Source organism: Derxia gummosa DSM 723 (assembly GCF_000482785.1).
Lineage (GTDB): Bacteria > Pseudomonadota > Gammaproteobacteria > Burkholderiales > Burkholderiaceae_E > Derxia > Derxia gummosa.
Map to the genome: position 1 here is coordinate 136,691 of NZ_AXWS01000014.1, position 23,037 is coordinate 159,727.

Annotated in this window: 20 protein-coding genes; 10 read left to right on the forward strand and 10 right to left on the reverse strand. The window is 68.1% G+C overall.

Translation table 11 applies throughout. The features are described from left to right. Position 1 precedes the first annotated feature (1 nt). From H566_RS25215 to H566_RS0114120, 3 genes are all read right to left on the reverse strand, one after another. Entirely contained in the window at positions 2–1,126 is a 1,125-nt protein-coding gene (locus H566_RS25215; protein WP_051378777.1) for a glycosyltransferase family 4 protein, read from the reverse strand. Between the two features lie 40 nt (positions 1,127–1,166). Further along, complete coding sequence (locus H566_RS0114115; RefSeq protein ID WP_028311940.1) at positions 1,167–2,345, reverse strand: acyltransferase family protein; 1,179 nt, start codon at positions 2,343–2,345, stop codon at positions 1,167–1,169. Between the two features lie 131 nt (positions 2,346–2,476). Beyond that, positions 2,477–3,091 (reverse strand): Lrp/AsnC family transcriptional regulator, encoded by a 615-nt coding sequence (locus tag H566_RS0114120; protein WP_342668729.1) that lies wholly within the window; start codon positions 3,089–3,091, stop codon positions 2,477–2,479. 88 nt (positions 3,092–3,179) lie between these two features. Between H566_RS0114120 and glmS the strand changes: the two genes are divergently transcribed. From glmS to H566_RS25220, 5 genes are all read left to right on the forward strand, one after another. Beyond that, entirely contained in the window at positions 3,180–5,006 is a 1,827-nt protein-coding gene (gene glmS, locus H566_RS0114125) for a glutamine--fructose-6-phosphate transaminase (isomerizing) (RefSeq protein WP_028311942.1), read from the forward strand. Between the two features lie 43 nt (positions 5,007–5,049). Beyond that, positions 5,050–5,469, forward strand: coding sequence for an SAM-dependent methyltransferase (locus tag H566_RS28440; RefSeq protein WP_084545118.1), 420 nt, complete (start codon positions 5,050–5,052; stop codon positions 5,467–5,469). Further along, complete coding sequence (locus tag H566_RS28445; RefSeq protein ID WP_084545165.1) at positions 5,466–6,779, forward strand: ParA family protein; 1,314 nt, start codon at positions 5,466–5,468, stop codon at positions 6,777–6,779. Before H566_RS28440 ends, H566_RS28445 begins: the two co-directional genes overlap by 4 nt. Continuing rightward, positions 6,772–8,163 (forward strand): hypothetical protein, encoded by a 1,392-nt coding sequence (locus H566_RS28450; protein WP_084545166.1) that lies wholly within the window; start codon positions 6,772–6,774, stop codon positions 8,161–8,163. The genes H566_RS28445 and H566_RS28450 overlap by 8 nt, the downstream gene beginning before the upstream one ends. Before the next feature lie 721 nt (positions 8,164–8,884). Continuing rightward, positions 8,885–10,033, forward strand: a complete 1,149-nt coding sequence (locus H566_RS25220) for an AAA family ATPase (protein ID WP_235840020.1) — start codon at positions 8,885–8,887, stop codon at positions 10,031–10,033. Between the two features lie 52 nt (positions 10,034–10,085). Here H566_RS25220 and H566_RS0114135 read toward each other — a convergent pair whose 3' ends face one another. Continuing rightward, entirely contained in the window at positions 10,086–10,517 is a 432-nt protein-coding gene (locus tag H566_RS0114135; RefSeq protein ID WP_028311943.1) for a carboxymuconolactone decarboxylase family protein, read from the reverse strand. 108 nt (positions 10,518–10,625) lie between these two features. Between H566_RS0114135 and pdxR the strand changes: the two genes are divergently transcribed. The 4 genes from pdxR to H566_RS0114155 all read left to right on the forward strand — a co-directional run bounded on the left by pdxR (position 10,626) and on the right by H566_RS0114155 (position 15,334). Next, a complete protein-coding gene (pdxR, locus tag H566_RS0114140) occupies positions 10,626–12,257 on the forward strand; it encodes a MocR-like pyridoxine biosynthesis transcription factor PdxR (RefSeq protein ID WP_028311944.1) in 1,632 nt (543 codons plus the stop codon). A gap of 101 nt (positions 12,258–12,358) precedes the next feature. Continuing rightward, a complete protein-coding gene (locus H566_RS0114145) occupies positions 12,359–12,910 on the forward strand; it encodes a cyclin-dependent kinase inhibitor 3 family protein (RefSeq protein WP_028311945.1) in 552 nt (183 codons plus the stop codon). Next, positions 12,907–13,686: a hypothetical protein gene (locus H566_RS0114150; RefSeq protein WP_211238094.1), complete on the forward strand. Its 780-nt coding sequence runs from the start codon at positions 12,907–12,909 to the stop codon at positions 13,684–13,686. The genes H566_RS0114145 and H566_RS0114150 overlap by 4 nt, the downstream gene beginning before the upstream one ends. A gap of 85 nt (positions 13,687–13,771) precedes the next feature. Beyond that, on the forward strand, positions 13,772–15,334 hold the full coding sequence (locus tag H566_RS0114155) for a Fic family protein (protein WP_034411826.1): 1,563 nt from the start codon (positions 13,772–13,774) through the stop codon (positions 15,332–15,334). A 40-nt stretch (positions 15,335–15,374) separates the two neighbouring features. Here H566_RS0114155 and H566_RS0114160 read toward each other — a convergent pair whose 3' ends face one another. Together H566_RS0114160 and H566_RS0114165 are read right to left on the reverse strand one after the other, a co-directional pair. Next, on the reverse strand, positions 15,375–16,202 hold the full coding sequence (locus H566_RS0114160) for an amino acid kinase family protein (RefSeq protein ID WP_028311948.1): 828 nt from the start codon (positions 16,200–16,202) through the stop codon (positions 15,375–15,377). Positions 16,203–16,210: 8 nt separating this feature from the next. Continuing rightward, the gene (locus H566_RS0114165; protein ID WP_028311949.1) at positions 16,211–17,023 is read right to left on the reverse strand and encodes an amino acid kinase family protein; all 813 of its coding nucleotides are present in this window, start codon (positions 17,021–17,023) and stop codon (positions 16,211–16,213) included. Positions 17,024–17,358: 335 nt separating this feature from the next. On the opposite strand from H566_RS0114165, the gene H566_RS0114170 reads away from it, so the two are divergent. Then, positions 17,359–17,919 (forward strand): flavodoxin, encoded by a 561-nt coding sequence (locus H566_RS0114170; RefSeq protein ID WP_028311950.1) that lies wholly within the window; start codon positions 17,359–17,361, stop codon positions 17,917–17,919. A 76-nt stretch (positions 17,920–17,995) separates the two neighbouring features. Here the strand turns inward: H566_RS0114170 and H566_RS0114175 are convergent, their stop codons facing one another. The 4 genes from H566_RS0114175 to H566_RS0114190 all read right to left on the reverse strand — a co-directional run bounded on the left by H566_RS0114175 (position 17,996) and on the right by H566_RS0114190 (position 22,782). Next, the gene (locus tag H566_RS0114175; protein WP_028311951.1) at positions 17,996–18,805 is read right to left on the reverse strand and encodes a hypothetical protein; all 810 of its coding nucleotides are present in this window, start codon (positions 18,803–18,805) and stop codon (positions 17,996–17,998) included. A gap of 339 nt (positions 18,806–19,144) precedes the next feature. After that, positions 19,145–19,972 (reverse strand): SEL1-like repeat protein, encoded by an 828-nt coding sequence (locus tag H566_RS27540; RefSeq protein WP_051378778.1) that lies wholly within the window; start codon positions 19,970–19,972, stop codon positions 19,145–19,147. A gap of 16 nt (positions 19,973–19,988) precedes the next feature. Then, positions 19,989–20,552: an SRPBCC family protein gene (locus H566_RS0114185; protein WP_051378779.1), complete on the reverse strand. Its 564-nt coding sequence runs from the start codon at positions 20,550–20,552 to the stop codon at positions 19,989–19,991. Positions 20,553–20,697: 145 nt separating this feature from the next. Then, the gene (locus H566_RS0114190; RefSeq protein ID WP_034411829.1) at positions 20,698–22,782 is read right to left on the reverse strand and encodes an alpha/beta hydrolase domain-containing protein; all 2,085 of its coding nucleotides are present in this window, start codon (positions 22,780–22,782) and stop codon (positions 20,698–20,700) included. Positions 22,783–23,037: the final 255 nt, after the last annotated feature.

Here is a 23,037-nt window from a genome sequence, read left to right on the forward strand (position 1 = left end):
CTCAGACGGGAAGCGGCGCGGGCGGGAAGGCCTCGCGGTCGAAGTGGCGGCGGTAGATCGCGAGCACGTTGCGGAAGAACACGCCCATCGCATAGCGCTGCTCGTACAGCTCGCGGCCCGCGATGGCGAGCGCGATGCGCTTGTCGGCGTCGTTGATCAGATCGACCAGCGCCGCCGCGATGCCCGGCACATCGCCCGGCGTCACGAACACGGCGTTCTTGCCATCGGTGAGTTCATCCGGAATCTCGCCCACGGGCGTGCAGAGCACGGCGGTCGTGCGGCCGAGCGCTTCGAGAATCACCAGCGGCAGGCCCTCGTCATACGAAGGCAGCGCGAGCACGTCGGCAGTCGAGACGAGCGCGCCGGCCTGCTCCTGGTTGTGCCAGCCCGGAAAGCTCACGCGGTCCTGCAGGCCGCGCTCGGCCACGGCCGCGCGGTACTTCTCGACCTCGCCGCCGCCGGCAAAGGTGGCTTTCCAGTTCAGGTTCGCGAGTTCGGGCCGCGCCAGCGCATTGAGCAGGTCGGTCACGCCCTTGCGCTCCAGCAGGTTGCCCAGAAACACGATGTGCACCGGGCCGTCATGCCGGCGCGGCTCAGGCCGCTGCGCGGGGCCGGGCACGCCGTTGATGAGGATGCTGATGCGACTCTCGGGCACCTTGAGGTCTTCGACCACGAAGCGCTTGCCCGCATGACCGAGCACCACCACCTCGTTGGCGCAGGCGAACACATAGCGCATCAGCGCCTTGGCCCAGCCCGGCACGCCCCGGTAGAAGTGATGCAGCTGGGCCGCGTGCAGATGCAGCACCACCGGCAGGCCGATGTGATGCGCGACGACGATGATCAGCCCCTTGCGCACCACGCTGAGCCGCTCGGCCACGTTCACATGCACGCCGGCGATGTTGCCGAGCAGCCGGTTCCAGAACAGCTTGAGGAAGGCCTGGATCAGCACCAGCGGCGTGAACCACACCCGCCCGCCGCCGCGTGAATCGAGGATGCGCAGCTCGGGCGAGCCGGGATACTGGTGCTGGGCCTGGACGAGGTAGTCCATGACCTTGTACATGCCGCCGCCCATCGGGGCGTAGGGGCAGACGAGGTAGATGAAGGGGCGTTTTCCGCCGGCGCTCATGGGCGTGGATTCCGTGGGATCGGTGGAGGGAAGGAAGTGTTCAGGCCGGGCGCGAGCCGGGCTTGGGCGCGTCGCCCGAGGCGCGCGGCGTGTCGGCGGGCGCGCGGCCCGTCTCGGCACGGGCGTGACCGCCGTCGGGCGCCGGTGCCGAAGGCGGGCGTCGCGGCTCGACGCGGCGGCGCAGCCATTCGGTCATCGGCTGCTCGACGAACTTGTAGATGGCGACCGACAGCAGCACGCTCAGCAGCGAGGCCGCGATCAGCGCCGTGGCCGGCGTGCGCGCGCCCAGCTTCACGAACAGCGCGCCGCCCGCCATCACGAACGGGTGGAACAAGTAGAGCGCGAACGAGGCATCGCCCAGCAGCCGCAACCAGCGCGGAATGTGGCGGCCGATCAGCGGTTCGAGCGAGGTGACGCCGATCACCACCAGGAAGGCCCACACGCTGTTCTGGAGGTTGTGCCAGAAGCCGAGCGGCCCGATCACCCAGTTGTATGCACCGTAGAAGCCGAGCACCGCCGCGCCCAGCGCCAGCGGCGCCGGCAGGCGCCAGCCCGACAGCAGCAGCCGCGCCACGATCAGCCCGGCCGAGAACTCGAACAGCAGCGGCGAGAACAGCCGGAAGAAGGTCAGCTGATCGCGCAGGTCGAACACCTGGTCGGCCACGTTCATCAGGAAGAACAGCGCGAACGAGGTCGAGATCAGCGGCAGCCCGAGCGCCACCAGCGCGGCGAACACGAAATAGAAGAAGAACTCGTAGGACAGCGTCCAGCCCACGCCGAGCAGCGGGAAGGGCTCGCCGAAGGAATCCTGATGCGGCACCAGCAGATAGCTCAGCGACAGATGGCCGAAGCTCAGGTCGGTATGCAGGGCCGCCGCCGGCACCGCCAGCACCGAGGCCAGCTTGAGCGTGGTGGCGAGCCAGTACATCGGCAGGATGCGGATGACACGACGCACCATGAAGCGCTGGATCACGCCCGGCCCGGGGCGCCAGTCGCGCGTGCTCAGGGCCATCACCACGCCGCTGATCACGAAGAAGATGTGCACGCCGAAGGCGCCGAACACCCAGTAGTCATGCCGGCTGCCCTCGGCGCCGAGACGCTCGGCGGCCATCTGAGAGCCGTGCATCACCACGACCAGCATGGCCGCGACGAAGCGCAGCGCCTGGATGCCGATGAGGGTGGGAGCAGCGGTCTTGGCCCGGACGGAAGCAGCGGTCATTGGCGTGTTCTGGGGAAGGTCTGGCGCGCGCACCGACGGCGACGACAAGGGGCCGGCGCATTGTCGGTGCTGCACCGCAACGATTCGACCAAGCACCGGCCGCGCGCCGCTTGCCTCCGACGGACGGACGCTCAGCTCGCGCGACCGAGCGCCAGCCTCGGCTCGAACTTGCTCCGCCGCACGCTGAAGAAGCTGCGCACGTTGCGCACGTTGGCCTCCGCCGTGAACACCGAATGCACCAGAGCGTGATACGCGGCCATGTCCGGCAATTGGACGATGAGCACGAAATCGGGTCCGGTGGTCACGCGATAGCACTGCTGCACGGCAGGCTCGGCGGCAACGCGCGCCTCGAACGCTTCCCAGGCCTCGGCGGTCTGGCGGTCGAGCGTGACTTCGAGAATCGCCGTCAGCCCCGCGCCGAGCCTTTCGGCCGACAGCAGGGCGACGCGACGCTCGATCACACCCGTTTCCACCAGACGGCGCACGCGGCGCAGGCAGGTCGGCGGCGAAACATGGACGAGATCGGCAAGCGCCTGATTGGTCAGGGAGCAATCGTCCTGAAGCGCGCCCAGGATGCGGAGGTCGATTGCGTCCAGCGCGACGGCCGGAGGTTCCGGCGCGGCGGACGGTCGGGCCGGCGTAGGCGCGGCGAAAGGGGCAAGCGGCTGCTCGCCATCGGCGTCACCGGAAGTGTTGGCAGGCTCACTCATGAAATAATCTTTCTCTCGAAAACAGTAGCGGAACATTCTTTCATTCCAGCCGCTATTCAGAAAGCCTGTTTCCCGCCCGCCCAGATAGCATCCGCTATCGCTTTTCTTCCTGATGGAGTCTGAGATGTGCGGAATCGTCGGCGCGGTCGCGCAGCGTGATGTGGTGCCCCTGCTGGTCGAGGGCCTGCGGCGGCTCGAATACCGCGGCTACGACTCCTGCGGCGTGGCCGTGCACACCGGCAGCGGCCTGGAGCGCGCCCGCTCCGTTGCCCGCGTGGCCGAGCTGGACGAGCAGACCCGCGAGCTGCACGCCTTCACCGGCATCGCGCACACGCGCTGGGCCACGCACGGCGCGCCCACGCAGGACAACGCCCATCCGCACTTCAGCAACGGCCCGGCCGGCGCGCGGATTGCGCTCGTGCACAACGGGATCATCGAGAACCACGACGAGCTGCGCGCCCGCCTCAAGGCCGCCGGCTATGTGTTCGCCAGCCAGACCGACACCGAGGTCATCGTCCACCTGGTGGACAGCTATTACGACGGCGACCTGTTCGCCGCCGTGCAGCGCGCGGTGGCCGAGCTGACCGGCGCCTTCGCGATCGCCGTCATCTGCCGCGACGAACCGCACCGCGTGGTCGGCGCCCGGCGCGGCTCGCCGCTCGTGATCGGGCTGGGCAAGAACGAGAACTTCCTCGCCAGCGACGCGCTCGCGCTCGCCGGCACGACCGACCAGTTCATCTACGCCGAGGACGGCGACGTGATCGACGTGCAGCTCGGCCGCGTGTGGATCTTCGACGCCGAGGGCAAGGAAGTGCGGCGCGAGGTGCGCACCATCGCCGCGTACACGGCGGCGGTGGAACTGGGCCCTTACCGCCACTTCATGCAGAAGGAAATCTTCGAGCAGCCGCGCGCCATCGGCGACACGCTCCAGGCGGTCGAGCGCATCGGGCCGGAACTGCTCGGCCTCGCGCCGGACGCCGAGCCGTTCAAGGGCATCGAGCGGGTGCTCATCCTCGCCTGCGGCACGAGCTATTACGCCGGCTGCGTGGCGCGCTACTGGCTGGAATCGATCGCGCGCGTGCCCTGCAATGTGGAAGTGGCGAGCGAGTTCCGCTACCGCGACCCGGCCACCGACCCGGCCACGCTGGTGGTGGTGATCTCGCAATCGGGCGAGACCGCCGACACCCTGGCCGCGCTGCGCGAGGCCCAGTCGCTCGGCATGACGCAAACGCTTGCAGTGTGCAACGTCGCCACCAGCACGATGGTGCGCGAGACGAGCCTGCAATTCATCACCCGCGCCGGCGTGGAGATTGGCGTGGCCTCGACCAAGGCCTTCACGACCCAGCTCGTGGGCCTGTACCTGCTGACGCTGCTGTTTGCCAAGGCGCGCGGCCGGCTCGACGCGGCCGCCGAGGCCGAAGCGCTCAAGGCGCTGCGCCACCTGCCCGCCGCCGTGCAGAGCGTGGTCGCGCTGGAGCCGCAGATCATTGCCTGGGCCGAGCAGTTCGCGCGCAAGGAGAACGCGCTGTTCCTCGGGCGCGGCATGCACTACCCGATCGCGCTTGAAGGTGCATTGAAACTGAAGGAAATCAGCTACATCCACGCCGAGGCCTATCCGGCCGGCGAACTCAAGCACGGCCCGCTCGCGCTGGTGACGGCGGCGATGCCCGTCGTGACCGTCGCGCCCAACGACGCGCTGGTGGAAAAGCTCAAGAGCAACATGCAGGAAGTGCGCGCGCGCGGCGGCGAGCTGTACGTGTTTGCGGATGCGGGCACGCAGATCGAATCGAGCGAGGGCGTGCATGTGATCCGCATGCCGGAGCACTACGGGGCGCTCAGCCCGATTCTTCATGTGGTGCCGTTGCAGTTGCTGGCGTATCACACGGCGACGGCGCGGGGGACGGATGTGGATAAGCCGCGGAATCTCGCCAAGAGCGTGACCGTGGAGTGAGGGTCGACAAAGTTTTCGATGATCAATACAAAGGACACTAAGAATGAAATCTGATTTTCAAGATGCCCACACTCGTCATACCCATGATGCAGGCCTGTTGTTTGAACAGAGCCGTTGGGCCAATGCAGATCATCTGTACGGCGTAGCAGCAGAATGCGGCCTCAAAGCATTGATGCAAGCATTCGGAATGGAAATAAATCCACAAACCGACGCGCCTGCAAAAAGAGAGGATCGGGACCATATCAATGCGATATGGGCGCGCTTTGAAAGCTATCGGACAGGCCATCACGCCGGAACTGAATATGCTCTATCATCAGAAAATCCCTTCGAAAACTGGACCATTTCACAGAGATATGCAGGACAAGCAAGTTTTAATGAAGCCATTGCAGCCACACACAAATCCGGTTGCAATAGTGTAGCCGAATTAGTAAAAAAAGCGCGTACCGAAGGACTGCTTCCATGACTACATTTGACCAAACACTGGAAATTGTGAGCAATGTATTTATTGCCCACAGCGACTGGATCAACACACTCCCGTGGATGCTAGTCAACCGCGACCTTTATGGCCGCATACGACTAATCATTCCAGAAGACGCGCAAGAAACATATGACAATGGAGCGCAATCAATCACTCAAGAAGCGGAGGCTGTTGCAAGCGAGCTATCTAATGCTCTCGGACCGCACGCATTTACTCCAAGCAACATGCTCCTATATGAAACGACGCTCGAACAGGCAAAGCAAAATGCAACTGTATTTCAATTAACCAGCTTTGCAAATGTGTGGGTCGCCGATCGACTAGCCACAGAAAGCTGCTGGGAAAAAATTGCCCCGATTTCAAATGGCGCACCTCGCATAGTATTCTATTCAATCAAAGGGGGAGTCGGGCGATCTACCGCCCTTTCTGCACTCGCATGGTCTTTAGCACAAGAAGGCAAGCGCGTTCTCATTGTAGACCTTGATTTGGAATCCCCTGGCCTTTCTACCTCTCTACTACCAGAAGATCGCCAACCTAAATTCGGGGTGACCGATTGGCTTCTCGAAGATCTCGTAGACAACACCGAGATTGTTATTGAATCCATGATCGCGACGAGCGACTTAGCCAGAGATGGCGAGATATTTGTCACACCAGCACATGGAGCAGAACCCGGGGATTACATTTCGAAGCTGGGCCGCATTTGGATGCCCAAAATCTCCAAAACTGGAAAAAAAGAAGGTTGGTCTGAACGTCTTAATCGCCTAATCAACGAACTGGAACTCAAGACAAATCCAGATGTAATCCTGCTTGACTCTCGCGCGGGAATCGATGAGGTGGCATCCACCTGCCTAACAGACTTGGGCGCAAAGCTTATTTTGTTATTTGCGGTGGACGGCAGTCAAACTTGGTCTGGCTATCAAATACTCTTCGAGCACTGGTTGCAACGAAATGCAGCAACCACCATACGCGAACGTCTACAGCTAGTTGGAGCACTTATCCCTGAGACAGAAGAAGTTGAGTATGTGATCGGCCTGCGGGAACATGCAGCAGATCTATTCTCATTGCTTTATGATGCCGTACCAGCAGGTGAACCGGCAGCTAACAGGTTTCATTTCGAAGAATCTGACCCGTATGCCCCTCATTCACCTTGGGAAATAAGATGGCACCGGAGCTTTGCTGCTCTAAGTTCGCTAGCCGGCCGACTTGCGGTGATTGACAAGCAATTGATTAATCAACTCTTCGGCGCCATTATCACCGGTGTGAATGACACCTTGGAACTGACCCCTCCCCATGACTGATGCTACTGCTGTTCGAAAGGCCATTCTCGACGCACCTCTCGAGACCAGCAATCACGGCGAAACCCCACAACCTGACACCATTTACGCGCCACTGTCTCATATGAAGGCGCTTCGATTAGACGCGCATGTCGTTGTTGGTGGCCGCGGCGTCGGCAAGTCTTTTTGGACAGCAGCACTTCAGTCTGACAGCCTTCGAAAAACTCTTCGATCGAGCCTGCGCGAGCTTGATAACGTTGTTATTCACACCGGATTTGCAAGCAAAGAATCCCCTGAATTTCCAAATGCAGATGCACTCGCCAAATCGCTTGCCGCCGGAACAGAGCCTTATGACATATGGCGAGCCGTTATTTTGCGCTGGGTCAGCAAGGTTTCCAACATATCAATTCCAATGGAAAATTGGAATGCCACTGTCACATGGCTAAAAGAAAAGCCAGAGGCCGCAGTCAATCTCATGCAGCAACCTCGATCTTGGCGAGGATTAATTATTTTTGACGCACTGGATCGCACCAGCGCCGATTGGCAACAAATGGACAACATCGTCAGGGGCTTATTGAGAGCTGTTCTGTGGCTTAAGACGCATCCTGGGTTGTATGCGAAAGTATTCTTGCGCGAAGACCAAGCTGAGAGAACCGTCTTCAATTTCCCAGACGCATCAAAATTGCTTGCAACCAAAGCAGAACTATCATGGGCAAGACACGATCTTCATGGACTACTCTGGCAACGATTGGCATCAGCACCTGACCCTGGGGGGCAAATAATCAGAGAGATTTGCTCCGCAAGCTTCTCCGATGGCCGATGGCAGCTTCCAGACGATATGAAGAGAGAGTCTGGCGCCCAAAAAATAGCTTTCGAAAAAATTGCGGGGCCATGGATGGGGCGAGACAGAAGACGCGGCATCCCTTATACGTGGTCAATCGGTCACCTAGCAGATGGGCGAGGCCAAACCTCGCCGCGATCTTTTCTTGCTGCGATCCGCCAGGCGGCAGAAGATTCCGAGGAACGCTATCCAAGCCATGAGTTCGCGCTACATTTTGAGAGCATTAAGAGAGGTATACAAAAGGCCTCAGACATACGGGTAGCAGAAGTCGCCGAGGATTATCCTTGGGTCACCGATATTTTGAATACACTGCGGGCGCTAAATGTGCCTTGCAACTACTCAGAACTGGTTACCCGCTGGTCGGAAAAGTTCCCTCACGGGCTCAGCAGCGCCGACTCGGACCGACTTCCGGCACAGCACACTGACAGAGGCTGGGATGGAATTCGGGACGACCTGCAACGACTGGGATTAATTGAGACAAAGAAGGATGGAAGAATTGACATGCCAGATTTATACCGAGTCGGATTCGGCCTGGGTCGAAAAGGCGGCGTTGCGCCTAAGGCGTGAAATATGAGCATCCCTTACGTTTGAGGCTGCATAAGAGCTTTATCAAGACCAAAGGTGATGCTCAACTCCTCAACCGAAGACAATCAACTCTTTCTAAGCCGTCATAGAGGTAGGTGTAATTAGTGGAGGCGTCATGATTTCAATAGCCTGTCTGCGTTCACCTACACCACTTAAAGTGGCCGAAGTCCGTGCCCTGACACTCCCATCTACAGCAGCATTGCATCGACCTCCACAAGATCGACGCTATCGGCACTGGCACCAGATCACGACTGACAGCGTTTTAACTGGCAATTGGCGCAGCCTATTCCGCATCCCGACTACCAACCGGTTACACGCTCTCATCAACCCCACTGCGAAGCTCAGATCCGCAATCTTCGCATCGCTAAAAGGCGCCTTCAGCGGCACGAAGTCCTCGCCGGGCGCATGCGTGCGCGCCACCGTCGGTGAGCGATTCGGCCAAGGCCAGCGCGGCACACTCGCGGCGCTGTGTTTACCGACGCGGCCACACAGATCGAATCGAGCGAAGGCGTGCATGTGATCCACATGCGGGTGCGCTGCGTCGCGCTCAGCCCAATCTTGCATGCGCTGTCGTTGCCGCCCATCCCCGCCGGCAAGCCCGACTATCCCGTTTTATCTCGATCTGGATAAAGCATCCCCATCAGAGACAAGAAGAGGCAATCGCCTGATCACGTACCACCGCGCCGACCTCGCGCAACAGTTCGTGCTGGCCTTGCAGGGCCGCTCCCTGCTCGGCGACGCGCACAACGGCCTGTTCCTCGCCGCGCCCCGCCGCACCGGCAAGAGCACCTTCCTGCAAGGCGATCTGGCGCCTGCCCTGCAACAGGCTGGCGTCGAGGTGGTGTACGTGGACCTCTGGGCCGACACCCGCCGCGACCCCGGCACCCTGATTGCCGAGGCCATCGCCCGGGCGCTGGAGGCGCATCTGGGGCTGGTGGCCCGGACGGCCAGAAAGGCCGGCCTGAAAGCCGTGAAGGTCGCCGGCGCGCTTGAAATCGACACCGGCAAGATCGGCCAGATCGACGGCCTGAACCTGGTGGACGCCCTGCGCAGCCTGCAACAGGCGGCGGGCAAGCCGGTGGCGCTGATCATCGACGAAGCCCAGCACGCTCTGACCAGCGAGGCGGGCGAGGCGGCGATGACGGCGCTCAAATCGGCGCGCGACCAGATGAATCAGCCGGGCCGGGTGAACCTGATGCTCGTGATGTCCGGCTCCGACCGCGACAAGCTGCTGCGTCTGGTGGTCAATGCGGGGGCGCCGTTCTATGGCTCGCAGATCCAGGCGCTGCCGCCGCTCGACACCGGTTTCATCGCCCACGTGGCCGGGCTGGTCGAGGCCCAGCGGCCCGATCTTGTGCCGGTGGACCGGGCGGCATTGCAGGAGGCGTTTGCCGCTTTCGGCCATCGGCCCCAGTTCTTCATGGCGGCGATGGGGGCGGTGCTCAGCCCCCTGTCGGGTCACAGCGGGCGCTTCGAGCCGGCGCTGCAACAGGCGGCGCGCGACCAGCAGGCCCAGGATGAAGCGCAGATGGAATCCGACTATCTGGGCCTCAAGCCGACCGAGCAGGTGCTGCTGTGGCGGATGCTCGACCAGGGGCCGCGCTTTCGCCCGTATGACGCCGAGGCGCTGCGCTTCTATCGTGACAAGCTGGGGCGCCCGGTGAGCGTGCAGCAGGCGCAGAAGGCGCTGGAATCGCTCCGGCAGCGCACGCCGGCCCTGGTGTGGAAATCGGCGCGCGGCGAGTACGCGGTCGAGGATGCGGCCATGCATCGCTGGTTTCAGGCGCGCCGGGATGCCGGGACGTGGCCGCCCGATCCGCAGCAAGGCAGGCTGCTGCCGGACGATGCGTGAGGCGCTGGCGGAATCGACCCGAGGTTCGGGGCGCTGGCGGCGAGCCGGCCAGCTATTGCCGCATCCCGATCGCCAGCCGGTTGAACGCACCCATCAGCGCGACCGCGAACGTGAGGTCCGCAATTTCCACATCGCTGAAATGCGCCTTCAGCGGCGCGAAGTCCTCGTCGGGCGCATGCGTGCGCGCCACGTCGGTGAGCGATTCGGCCCAGGCCAGCGCGGCGCGCTCGCGGTCGCTGAAATGCGCGCTCACGCGCCAGCCGGCCACGCCGTCGAGCTTGGGCGCGGGCATGCCGCCCTCGCGCAGCGCGGCGCTGTGCATTTCGAGGCAGAAGGCGCAGCCGTTGATCTGCGAGACGCGCAGGTACACCAACTCGACCAGCGGTCGGCCGAGGCTGCTGTGCGCGAGCGCCTTCTTGGTGGCGATGAAGCCCTGATAGGCCTCGGGCGAGAGGGTCGGATAAGGCAGGCGCAGCGCGGTCAAGGTGGTCTCCAAGGGCAGGCGCGGCGGCTTGCTGCGCTGCGGGCACTCTAGGAAGCTCATGTCCCGGCCGACAGGGCCAAGAAACGCACGAATGACCAGGACATGCCGATGCCACAGGCGCCACTCGCCCCCGCCGCCGGCGACGGGCCGATCCATCTGCGCCTTTGCCGGCGCATCCGCGAGGCGATCGCGGCCGGGCAGCTCGCGCCGGGCGCGCGTCTGCCGTCGGTGCGCAGCCTCGCGAGCGAACTGCACCTGTCGCGCGGCACGGTCGAGCTGGCCTATCAGGTGCTGGCGACGGAGGGCTTCGTCGCCGCGCGCGGGCCGGCGGGGAGCTTCGTGGCGCCGGGCGTGGCGGGTTGGGCGCGGGCCAATCGGGGCGCGGCGCGGGCGCCGGGGGCCATCGCCGCCCCCGGCGTGACGGCCACCGGCACGGCCCTCGACCCGACGCCGCCCGATGCGCCTGCCCCGGCTTCGCCGCTTCCGATCGCGCCCGCACCGGCTTCGCCGCGCCTGATCCCGTCCGTCGAGCCGCGCATCGAATCGGCCACGCTCCTGCCCTTCCAGCTCGGCCTGCCGGCGCTCGACGCCTTTCCGCGCAAGACCTGGGCGCGCATCGCCGGCCGGCAGGCGCGCGCGCTCGACGTCGCGGCCATGGGCCATCCCGATCCGGCCGGGCATGCGCCGCTGCGGCGCGCGATCGCCATCCACGCGGGCATCGCGCGCGGCATCGCCTGCGCGCCGGAGCAGGTGTTCGTGACGGCGGGCTATCGCGCCGCGCTCGACCTGGTCTGCCGGGCGCTGCTGCGGCCGGGCGAGGGCGGCTGGTTCGAGGACCCGGGCTATCCGTTCGCGCGGCGGCATCTGGAACTGGCCGGGCTGAAGCTCGCGCCGGTGCCGGTCGATGCCGAAGGGCTGGACGTGGCGGCCGGCGAGGCGCTGGCACCGCGCGCCCGCTTCGCGGTGGTGACGCCCGCGCACCAGAGCCCGACCGGCGTGGCGCTGAGCCTGCCGCGCCGACTCGCGCTGCTTGCCTGGGCGAGCCGCGCGGGCGCCTGGATCATCGAGGACGACTACGACAGCGAGTTCCGCTACCACGGCCGGCCGCTGCCGGCGCTCACCAGCCTCGACCGCGACGGGCGCGTGCTGTTCGCGGGCAGCTTCAGCAAGCTGCTGTTTCCGGGGCTGAGGCTGGCCTATCTCGTGGTGCCGGCGGCGGAGGTCGGGCGCTTCGCGGCGGCGGCGCAGACGCTGCACGGGCCGGGGCCGGTGGCGACGCAGGCGAGCGTGGCCGACTTCATGGCGCAAGGGCATTTCGCGCGGCATCTGCGGCGCATGCGGGCGCTGTACGCCGAGCGGCGCGGCTGGCTGGCCGAGGCGCTGGCTGAGGCTGAGGCGGTGGTGCCGGCGGACGAGCCCGCTTCGGCTGGCCCGGCGGTGCCGACCGACACGCCGGCGCCGACCGGTGGCCCGGGCTGGCGGGTGGCGCCGCAGGCGGGCGGGCTGCATCTGCTCGCGCGGCTGGCGGCGGGGCGGGACGACCGGCGCATCGCCGCCGAGGCAAGGGCGCGGGGGCTGGCGGTGCAGGCGCTGGGGGACTGGCGCGTGGGTACGGGCGACACGGACGACGGAAGCGGCGCCGAAGACGGCGGCCTGCTGCTCGGCTTCGCGAACTTCACGTCGGCGGAGGAAGCGCGGAAGTCGGTGGCGCGGCTGGCGGAGGTGGCGGGCCTGCGGTGATGCCACCCATCGCCATCTGCACGACCCTGCCGGGATCAGGGCACCACGTCGGCCGTCATGGCAGCATCCCCGCTCCTCCCCCGCTCCGTGCGAGAACATCCATGGCAGCCCGCACCAGCCTCACCCACCCGCTCCAGATCGCCGAAGTCCGCGCCTGCGCCGATCACGGCCGCATCGGCATCACCTTCTGCCCCGGCAAGCACGACAAGGCCGCCGCCACCGGCGCCTGGGCGCGCGATCTCGGCCTCGACCTCGACGTGATCGAGGCCTGGGGCGCGCGGCTCGTGCTCACGCTGGTCGAGCCGCACGAGCTGCTCGAACTGCGCGTGCCGCTGCTCGGCCAGGAAGTGCGCCGGCGCGGCCTCGACTGGCGCCATCTGCCGATCGCCGACTACGGCGTGCCGACCGAGCATTTCGAGCGCGACTGGCTCGTGCACGGCGCCCACATCCGCGCCCTGCTGCGCGCCGGCGACAGCATCGTCGTGCATTGCAAGGGCGGCCTCGGCCGCGCCGGGATGATGGCCGCGCGCCTGCTGGCCGAACTGGGCATGGAGCCCGAGCAGGCGATCCGCGCCGTGCGCCGCGCGCGCCACGGCGCGATAGAGACGCCGGGCCAGCTCGCCGTCGTGCGCCGCGCGCGGCCGCTGCCGTGAGCCGCGCGCCCGCTTCCACGCCGCGCGCGCCCGCCGCGCCGGCAGCCGCCACCGGCACGACAGCGCCCGCAACCGCGACGACGCCCACGTCGGCCATCGTCCCGCCGCCGCTCGACGCCACCCGCCTGCGCCGCGTCGGCCGCCAGCTCGGCAGCAATCCGGCCGCCGTGTTCGAGGCCGACGACGGCAGTCGCTACTACATCAAGACGCTCGACACGCCCGCCCACGCGCGCAACGAATGGCTCGCGGCCCAGCTCTACCGCCTTGCCGGCGCGCCGACGCTCGACTACGTGCAAACGCTTTCACCGGACGAGATCGCGACCGTGTTCGTGCCGCTCGACAAGAAGACGATCGCCCAGCTCGACGAGGCCGAGCGCCGCGAGGCGCAGCGCTGGCTCGGCGTGCACGCCTGGACCGCCAACTGGGACGCCGCCGGCTTCAATGGCGACAACCAGGGCGTCGCGGGCGGCCGCGTGCTCACGCTCGACGTCGGCGGCGCGCTCGAATTCCGCGCCCTCGGCGACCCGAAGGGCAGCGCCTTCGGCACCACGGTCGGCGAGCTGGACAGCCTGCGCGCCGATCCCGACAACCGCCACGCGCGCCGCCTGTTCGGCGACATGAGCGAGGACGACCTGCGCGCCGCGATCCGCGTGGTCACCGCCATCCCCGATGACGCGATCCGCGCCGTCGTGCGCGATTGCGGCGGGCGCGAGGCGCTGGCCGACAAGCTCGTCGCGCGCAAGGCGGACATGGCGGCGCGGCTCGCGGCGGCATGACGCGGGAGGCGCCTGCGCCTATCGTTTTAGTCGTCAACAACCGTTTTGCGAACAGAATGGCAGCCGATTTAACGGATCCGCCGCCATGCCCGACATCCTTTTCGGTTTTCAGCGCCTCGCCGAGCTGCATGACATCCGTCCCGTCCAGCCGCTGCTCACGCGCAGCTGCCTGGGCAAGGTGCGCCAGCGCAGCAGCGTCGATGGCCGGGAGTTGCTGCGCTGGCCCGCGCAATACCGGCCGGAGGACTCCTTCCGGGGGCATTTCGAGTTCGGGCTGAAGTACGAGCGGCTCAACTTCGAGTTCCTGTCGCGCCTGTTCGAGCGGGTCGATCCGGCCGACGTCGCGGCCTGGGTGAGCGACGAACCCACCGGCCGCTATGCGCGCCGCGCCGGCTTCTTCTACGAATGGTTCACGCAGCGGCCGCTGCCCGTGCCCGACACCGCCGCCAACGTCGGCTATGTCGATGCCATCGATGCGAACCGCTATCTGGCCGCTCCCTCGGCGGAGCCGGTGCGGCGCTGGCGCGTGCGCGACAACCTGCCGGGCAAACGCGTGTTCTGCCCGCTGGTCTGGCTGGGCGAGCCCGAATGGCGTTATGACCTGGCCGGCGCGGTGGCGGGGCTGGATGCCCGCTTCGGCCCCGAACTGCTGCTGCGCAGCTCGGCCTGGCTCACGTTCAAGGAGTCGCGCGCCAGCTTCGCCATCGAGCACGAGGCCGACCGTCAGGACCGGGTGCGGCGCTTCGCGGCCACGCTCGCCGAGCACAGCGGCCGCCTGCCCGATGCGCTCTGCGCCGAGAGCCTGCTGACGGTGCAGCGCGCGGTGCTCGGCGAGGCGGCGCTGCGCGTCGGCATCCGGCGCTCGCCGGTGCACGTGGGCCAGAGCGCGTTTGCCGGCGAGACGGTCCATTACATCGCGCCGCCCGAAACCGCGATCGACGCCCTGCTCGCCGGCCTGCGCACCCTGGAGCAGCGCACTCGCGGCGCCGACCCGGTGCTGCGCGCGGCGGCCGTGGCCTTCGGCTTCGTGTATCTGCACCCCTTCGCCGACGGCAACGGGCGGGTTCACCGCTTTCTCATCAACCACCTGCTGGCGGCGGACGGCGCGGTACCGGCCAACATCATCGTGCCGGTGTCGGCCACCATCGCCGGCAGCGCCCAGGGGCTGGCCGACTACGACCGGGCGCTCGAAGTGTTCTCGCGCCCCTTCATGCACCGCTATGCCGGCGACTACCGCTTCGGCGCGCGCCGCGTCTGCCCAGACGGCATCTCGACCAACCTCGAATTCACCGCCGCCGGCGATGCGCTGCATGCCTGGCGCCATCCCGACCTGTCGGCCCATGTGCGCTATCTGAGCGCGCTGCTGCGCCAGACCGTCGAGCACGAAATGGTGGACGAGGCGCTCGCGCTGGCCCGGGTGGATGCCGCCCGCGCCGCGATCAAGCGGCTGCTGGAAATGCCCGATCCCGAGGCCGATCGCATCATCCGGTCGCTGCGCGACGGCGACTGGAGCATCAGCAACAAGCTGCGCCGGGAGCTGCCGGAAATCTTCGCGCCCGACGGGCGCTTCCATGCGTTGCAGGACCGCCTGGTCGAAGCGGTGCGCATGTGCTTTGAGGAAGGCCCGCCGGACGAACCGGCGGCCTGAATGCCTCGGCCCGCGCCCGGCGCGGGTTGAAGGGCGCGGCTCAGGCCGCCCTGGCGCCCGTCTTCACCAGCGTGCCCACATGCTCGCCGCGCAACGCCGCCGTGAGCTTGCCCGGCACGAGGCCGTTGATGACCTGCACGCGCTCGATGTGGCGCGCGTTGAGCATCACCTCGGGCAGGGCGCGGTCGAAGGGCAGCGTGCCTTCGTGCTTCACCAGCTCCTCGGCGCTCGTCTCGGCGATGAACTTGGCGCCGCTGTCGGCCTTGGGATCGGCGCTGTACACGCCGTCCACGTCCTCGACGATGGTCAGGCCGGCGGCGCCGAGCGCGTCGGCGAGCAGGAAGGCGCCGGTGTCGGCACGGTGCTGCGGAATGCGCTGGCCCGGGAACTCATGGTGGTGGTAGGGCGGGAAGGCGCTGCCCACGACGGCGCGCGTCGCCATCAGGTGGATGGCGAGCTGCTTGGCGATCGTCGGGTGCTCGACATACGACACGCCTTCCGACGCCAGCAGCGAGGCCAGGATGTGGCCGTTCTGGCCGGCTTCGCTCGCCGCCAGCGGCGCCAGCGAACCCACCGGCAGGCCGAGGTCGAGGCCGACGCTGTAGAGGTGGCGCGCGCGGATGCCGGCGCCGGTCAGGATGAGCAGGCGGTGCTCGGGCAGCAGGCGGCGGATCTCGTCGACGATGGGCAGGATGGCCTCGGCGCCGCGATCCATGATCGAGCGGCCGCCGATCTTGATGACCTGGAGCCAGGGCAGCAGCCGGATCGGGCGCTTGCCGGCGATGGGGGCGGTGAGGCTGCCGTCGAGCAGGGTCTGGCGCGCGAGCGGCGAGGCGACGTGCTTGATGTCGTTGGTGGTATCGGTCATGGCCGTCCTCATTGCGCGGTGATGATGGTGCCGACGTGCTCGCCCGCGAGGGCGCGCGTCAGGTTGCCGGGCACGAGGCCGTTGATGACCTGCACCTCGCGCACGTGCTGCGCCTTCTTGAGCAGGTCGAGCATCGGGAATTCGAGGATCGAGTCGTGCAGGCCCTTGGCCAGCATCTCGTCCACGCTGATCTTCGGGATGAAGGTCGCGTGCTTGTCGGTCTTGGGGTTGCCGGTGAAGAGGCCGTTCTCGTCCTTAACGTAGATCATCGCCTTGCAGCCGAACTGCTCGGCCACGAGGTAGCAGCCGGCGTCGGTGCGGTAGGGCGGGATCACGCCGTCGGCCGACGGGCGCATCCACAGCGTGTAGGGCGGCATGCCGCTGAACACGACGGCGTTCACTTCCTTGAGGAACAGCGGCACCGACGACATGCCCGCGCCGTCCACGGCCGAGATGCCGTGCTTGGCCAGAAGCTGGCCGAGCATCGCGGCGTTCTGGTCGGCCACCGAGGCGCCGAGCTGGGACAGCACGCCGGCCGGCAGGTTGAGGCCGGCGGCGATCGAGTACAGATGGCGCGCGCGGGTGCCGGCGCCGGTGCCAATCAGCAGCTTGTGCTTGCCGCGCGCCGCGACGATTTCATCGACGAGCGGATAGACCGCCGCGCGGCCCCGGTCGATGACGCTCTGGCCGCCGATCTTGATGACGGTGGCGTCGGGAAGGATGCGGTAGCTGGACGCCTCGGCAGCCTTGTCGAGCAGCTGGGCGTCGGTGAGCGAGCGCTGCATGAGCAGCGCTTCGAGCCCGGAGGTGGTGTCGGTCATGGGGAGACCCTTCTTCGTTGATCCGGCGCCGGAAACTACGCCGGTCCGTGGGGTCTTGCGATAGGCAGCGGCTTGCAGATCGGCAGCGCCCTCGGAGGCGGCCGGCGGCGCGGCGGGCCTTGCCGGTCGGTGACGGGCGGCTGCATATCGGCACCGGACGGAGGCGCCGGCGGGCCGTCCCGCGCCGCACGCTTCTTGCCTCGCTGACTGCATCCCGGCCGTTCGCGCAGGCGCGCGCGGCATCGGGCGCGGGTTGTGGCGGTTTTGTCGGCCCGCGCCGCGACATTCGCGCCACGCGGGCGGCCATTCCTTCCCCACTCAGGCGACACAGGCTCATGAACAAGATCGGCATCTTCTTCGGCACCGAAACCGGCACCACGCGACTCGTCGCCAAGAAAATCCACGCCCGCCTCGGCGACGAGCTGGCGGCCAAGCCCGTCAACGTCAATCGCATCGGGCCGGACGAACTGCTCGCCTACGACGCTCTCGTCCTCGGCACGCCGAGCTATGGCGTTGGCCAGATCCCGGGCGCGGGCGCCGGCTGCCTCGAAAGCAACTGGGAGGAGTTCCTGGCCAAGATGCCGGCCGGCGGCAAGCCGCTCGCGGGCAAGCGCGTGGCGCTGTTCGGCCTCGGCGCGCAGGAGCGCTATTCGGAGCGCTTCGCCAGCTCGCTGCGCCGCCTGCATGACGTGCTGGTGGAGTACGGCGCCGAGATCGTCGGCGGCTGGGGCACCGAGGGCTACACCTTCGAGCATTCGGCGTCGGTGGTGGACGGGCGCTTCGTCGGCCTCGTCATCGACCAGCGCACGCAGGGCATGCACACCGACGCGCGGCTCGATGCCTGGGTGGCCGAGGTGAAGCCGCTGCTGGTCGAGAAGCTGGCGCAGGCGGCCTGAGCCCGAAGGCGGGCGTCGCGCGGTACCGTCGCGGGGCCGCCAGCCGATCGACCCGGACCAGGCTGGCGGCACCGCCTCAACCCGGCCAGCCCGCCACCGCCAGCCCCAGCGCGCCCAGCACGCGCAGCACCGCATATCCCGCCTCGGCGCGTGCCAGCAGCGCCAGCAGCGCGGTGAAGGGCAGCAGCAGCCCCGCGAGCAGCGCTCCGCCACCGAGCGCGAAGGCCGTCACGCCGGCCGAGGCCGCGCCCGGCATGAAGGGCGCGCCCAGACCGCTCGCGATCATCAGTCCGTGCGTCAATCCGCCGACGCCGGCGAGCAGCGCCTCGCGGCCCGCCAGCAGCGGGCGCCAGGCATGCAGCGCGGCGCCGCACAGCAGCAGCCCGGCCGCCACCCGCGAGGTCAGGAGCGCCGGCCCCGTGTCGGCGCGCACCAGTCCCAGCGCCGCGAACAGCAGGCCGAGCGCCAGCCCGGTCACGAGCGCCGCGATCACGCGGGCCGCGCGGCCGACGGCCGTGCGCATTCCGGCCTGTCCGGCCCAGCCGCCCGCCAGCGGCGGCAGGCAGCGCTCGGGCAGCAGCAGGCCGCCGAGCAGCGCCAGCCCTTCGAGCCAGCCCAGCGCCGGCCCGATCACCGTGGCCAGCCGGCCCTGACGCCAGCCGAGCGGATTGCCGCCCAGCCGCAGCCGCAGGGGTGCCGGCAGCAGCAGCAGCGCCGCGAGCGCGCCCGGCGCCGGATGCTGCAGCAGCCGCGCCGTGCCGAGCATGAACAGCTCGGCGCGCGCGCCGTCCGCGCCCGGCACCGCCAGCGCCGACACGCCGAGCATGCCGAGCGACAGCAGCGCGAGCACGGCGGCCCGCGCCTGGCCACGCGGCCGCCTGCGCATGGCCGGCGCGCCGCTGCCGCCGCCGAGGCGGACATGGCCCGCCGGAGTCGCTCTCCTTGCCCGGACCGGCACTCGCGCCACTCCTGCCCGCGGCCGCGCCGCCCTTGCTCCCGTTGCCATCTCGTCGTCCCGTTGCCTGCCCGCATTCCGGATGCGCGCCCGCGCGGCACGCACTTCCCGCCGGGCAAGCTGCGGCATGAAAGCCTTCCGGAATGTTTCGACGCGCGCCGACGGCCGACGACGGGCGGGCATGCGCGGGTGACCGGCGAGCCCCGGGCGCGGTCGCCGCCCGGCGCGCGCCTCGGCGCCGGGCGCACGCCCCGCCTCGGCCCCGCCTGCTCAGCGCCGGAAATAGCGCGACGAATCGGGCACGGTGCCGGCCTCGGCCAGCCGGATGAACTCGGCCGCGTCGCGGTCGCCCTTGTCGCTCGCGCGCGCAAGCCAGTCGAGGCCGGCCGGCTCGTCGCGCGTCACGCCCAGCCCGTAGTAGAGGACGAGGCCGTAATAGAACATCCCGTTCGCGGCATAGGCCTCGGCCTTGCCGGTCGCGATGCGGTGGAAGATCTCGGCCGCCTTGGCCGGGTCGCGCGGCAGGCCGCCCACGCCGACCTCGTAGTACACGGCCAGCGACAGCAGGCTGAAGTTGTCGCCGTGCGCGGCGCAGTCCGAATAGATGTAGACGGCCGACTCGTGATCGCCCGAGCTTTGCGCGACATGGCCGACCATGCAGCGCATCGGATGCTTGGGGTTCTCGTCGTAGAAGCGGCGGTAGTTGAGGTCGCCGACGGCACCGCCGTCCTCGCCGTCGGCGGCGACCGGGCTGGCGGTCGGCCGGGACGCGGCGATGACGGAGCGGGACGTCGGCGTCGGTCGTGGCCGCGCCGGCCGCCGGGCGGGCGCGGCCGGCTTCGCGGCGGGATGGCTGGCCGGCTTCGCGGCGGCGCGCGGCTCGGGCGGCGGCTGGGCCGGCGGCGGCGCGAGCAGGCGCACGACGATCGGCGCCGGCCGCTCGGCTTCGGGCGCGGCCGGCCGCGGCGGCACGCCGAACACGAACAGCGCCGCATGCAGCGCGAGCGACACCGCCAGCGCCACGTTGCGCGTGGCGTCGGCGCCGGGCGCCGGCCAGCCCCGGCGCGGCGTCAGCGCGAACCCGTCGCCGCCCTGCATGGCGCGCCGCGCGGGCTTACCTGGCCGCCTCGCCGAGCGCCTTGCGCAGCCCGTCGAAGCCCGAGGTGTAGATGCCCGAGATGATCTCGCGCGCCTTCTTGTCGTCCACGTCGGCCGGCGCGCTGGCGGCGCGCACGAAGTCGCCCGACCACACCACGCGCGAGCCCTTGCCGTCGGGCAGCACCTTGAGCGTGGACACGTAGTCGCTCACGGGCAGCGGCCATTCGACGACGCGGTAGCGCATCGAGTGGCCCGAGGCGCTGTAGTCGAGCAGTTCCTCGACCAGCTTGGCGCCGTCCTTGGTCGTGATGCTGCGCACCGCGCCCTTCTTGTTGTTGCTGCCGGCGGTGATGTCGACCTTGGCCACGACCGGATGCCAGCCCGCCAGACCGTCGAAGCTGCCGAGCGTCTGCCACACCTTCCCGACCGGCGCCGACAGCGCCACGCTCTCTTCGACATGCAGCTTGGGCTGAGCCTGGGCCGAGGGCGCGGCGAAGACGCCGGCCAGGGCGGCGGCGCAGGCGGCGACGCGCAGGGCGGCCGGGGTGCAAACGGCCGGGGTGCAAAGGTTTGCAAGCATCGATGGTCTCCTCCGGCCTCGTCGGGCCGTGATGGTGGAACGGGGCGCGACGCGTCCCGCTTGAAAGATTGCTCCGCCGGCCGCGACGCGCGCCCTGCGGTGATGCGGCGCCGACACCGGCGCGGCCCGCCGGCGCCCGGCGCCGTCAGCGCAGCACGCCGCTCGCGTCGGCCTGGGCGATCAGCCGCTCGGCATCGGCCGGCAGCAGGAAGCCCTGGCGCTGGAGCCGCGCCGCCGCCGCGCGCACCGCGTTCACATAGCCGGCGTGATCGCCGTAGCGCTCGGCCAGCGACAGGCGCGGATCCTGGTTCGCGGCGCGCTCGGCGGCGCTGGCGGCGAAGGGGAAGTAGCCGCCCTGAAGGCCGCACAGCTCGCCGTCGCCGTAGCCGGCCTTGCGCAGGTTCCAGCCGGTATGGGTGGCGATCGGCGCCTGCAGGCTCACCGAGCGCACGCCGTCGATCTCGTTGCCGTCGACATCGACGCGCGGCACCAGCAGCGTGAAGCGCTGCGGCAGCACGCGCGGCGGCTCGACGCCGATCACGCCGCTTTCGTTGTCGGCATCGAAGCGCCCGCCGAACCACAGCGCCTGCATCTCGTTGATGAGGCCGGTGTAGCTCACGCCCGGAATGGCGGGCCAGCCGACCGAGGCCGCGTCGGGCGCGACCAGCGTGCCGGCGCGCACGCGCGGATAGCGGCTCGCCGGCGGCTGGGCGCGGCCCGCGACCCAGTCGTGCAGCGCCACGAGCAGCGCGCGCTGGCCTTCCTGATAGCTGTTGGGATTGTTGGGATGACGGCAGTTGACCGCCTGGCCGCCGCCCGGCACGTGCTGGGTGCCGGCAAAGTGGTACAGCCGCACCTCGTCGGGCAGCAGCATGTCGTGCAGGCCGTTGCGGCTCGTGGTGTTGAGCGACATGCGGCCCTGCCAGTACTCGATCGAGCTGACCGTCTGGACGATCTTCGGGCAGGTGGCAGTCTGGCGGCAGACGTCGAGGAGGCCGTCGGTCTCGCCGAAACGCGCGTTCTCGGCCCCGCCCCAGGACAGCGGACCTTCGGCCGCCGGGTAATCGTGATCCTCATGCTGGCCATAGGCGCGACCGGGCTGGCCGAATCGCACATTCAGTGGAATCAATTCGGGCGCGATATGCGGATTCATTCCGTCGAATACGCGCCGCCCCGATTCATCGGCATTGAATCCGAGTTGCAGATAGCTGCGCATGAAGCGCCCCGCCTGCGAAAGACCATAGGCCAGCGTCGTATTGATGCGGCCGGCCAGGGGATTGGCATTGCCGTAATCGTCGGTGATTTCGTTTCGCAGGAATGACACGAAATCGCGCGTGGCCGCGAATCCCACGCCGAGCACCTTGGGATCGCGCGCGGTGTAGATCAGCTCGTACAGGTAATCGGGGTCGAAACCGTCACGCAGGCAGATGCGCGTGGCATCGGGCGTGCCCGGAAAGGCGCTGGCCAGACAGTCGGCGAAGCGCCATTGCCCGGCCGGCACCGGCTCGCGCGCGTCGGACTCGCGGCGGCGCCGCGTCAGCGTGGCGCTGGCCGTGTCGAGCGACACGCTCGGATAGCTCGCGTGCGTCATCCCGGTGAAGGAACCGCTGCTGAGGTTGAGCGTGCTGGTCGCGGCGGTGACGATGAACTCCGACCTCACCTTGCCCGTGACCACCGCGCCGCCCGGCGCCGTCGCCACCGGCGCGTCGAGCCGCAGGCGGTTGGCGGCGGGCAGCAGGTCGCCCTGCCAGCCGGCCCAGGCCACGGTGTAGCCGCGCGCCTGCAGGAAGCCGTCGCCCGCGCCGTCGAGGCTGGCACCCGGATCGGTGGTCGATACCGCCGGCACCGTGCCGACGTTGAACGAGAACTGAGCGTACTTGTTGCCCCGGTTGGGCATGTCGAACAGCAGCGCGCCGTTGCCGCGGGCCGCGTCGCGCGGGCGCAGCAGATACACGTCCATCGCGTACTCGACCGTGCCGCGCGCATTGCGCGGCGCCAGCGCGATGTCCTGGATCACGCGGTTGGCCGGCAGCCTCGGATCGATCTCGCCAAACACCCGGCCCGTGATGCGGTCGAACTGGCCGACGCCGCCGAAGCCGGCATCGCCGAAGGCGGCACTGCTGGTGAGCTCGACGCGCGTGATGCGCGCCTCGGCTTGCGGACCCGCCGCGAGCGCCGTGACGGCGAACGCGAGCGCGCCCGTCACCCGGCGGACCGAGTGTGGGTGCATGGCTGTCTCCCTGACCTTTGTTCTTTGGTGCTGCTGGCCGGCGGCGTCTCGTGCGGATTCCTGTCCCGACCCGCCGCCAATACGGCAATCGGCATGCCATTCGTGTAATCCCTCGGTTTCTACGGGAATACGCGAATTCGGTCCGATCCGGATGGGACAGATTCGCGGGCGGATGGCGCCAATCCCCTGTTGCAGCCGGCAACACTTGCCACAAGGCGAAGCAAATGCGATTTGTTTCAGCTTGCCAATTGTCAT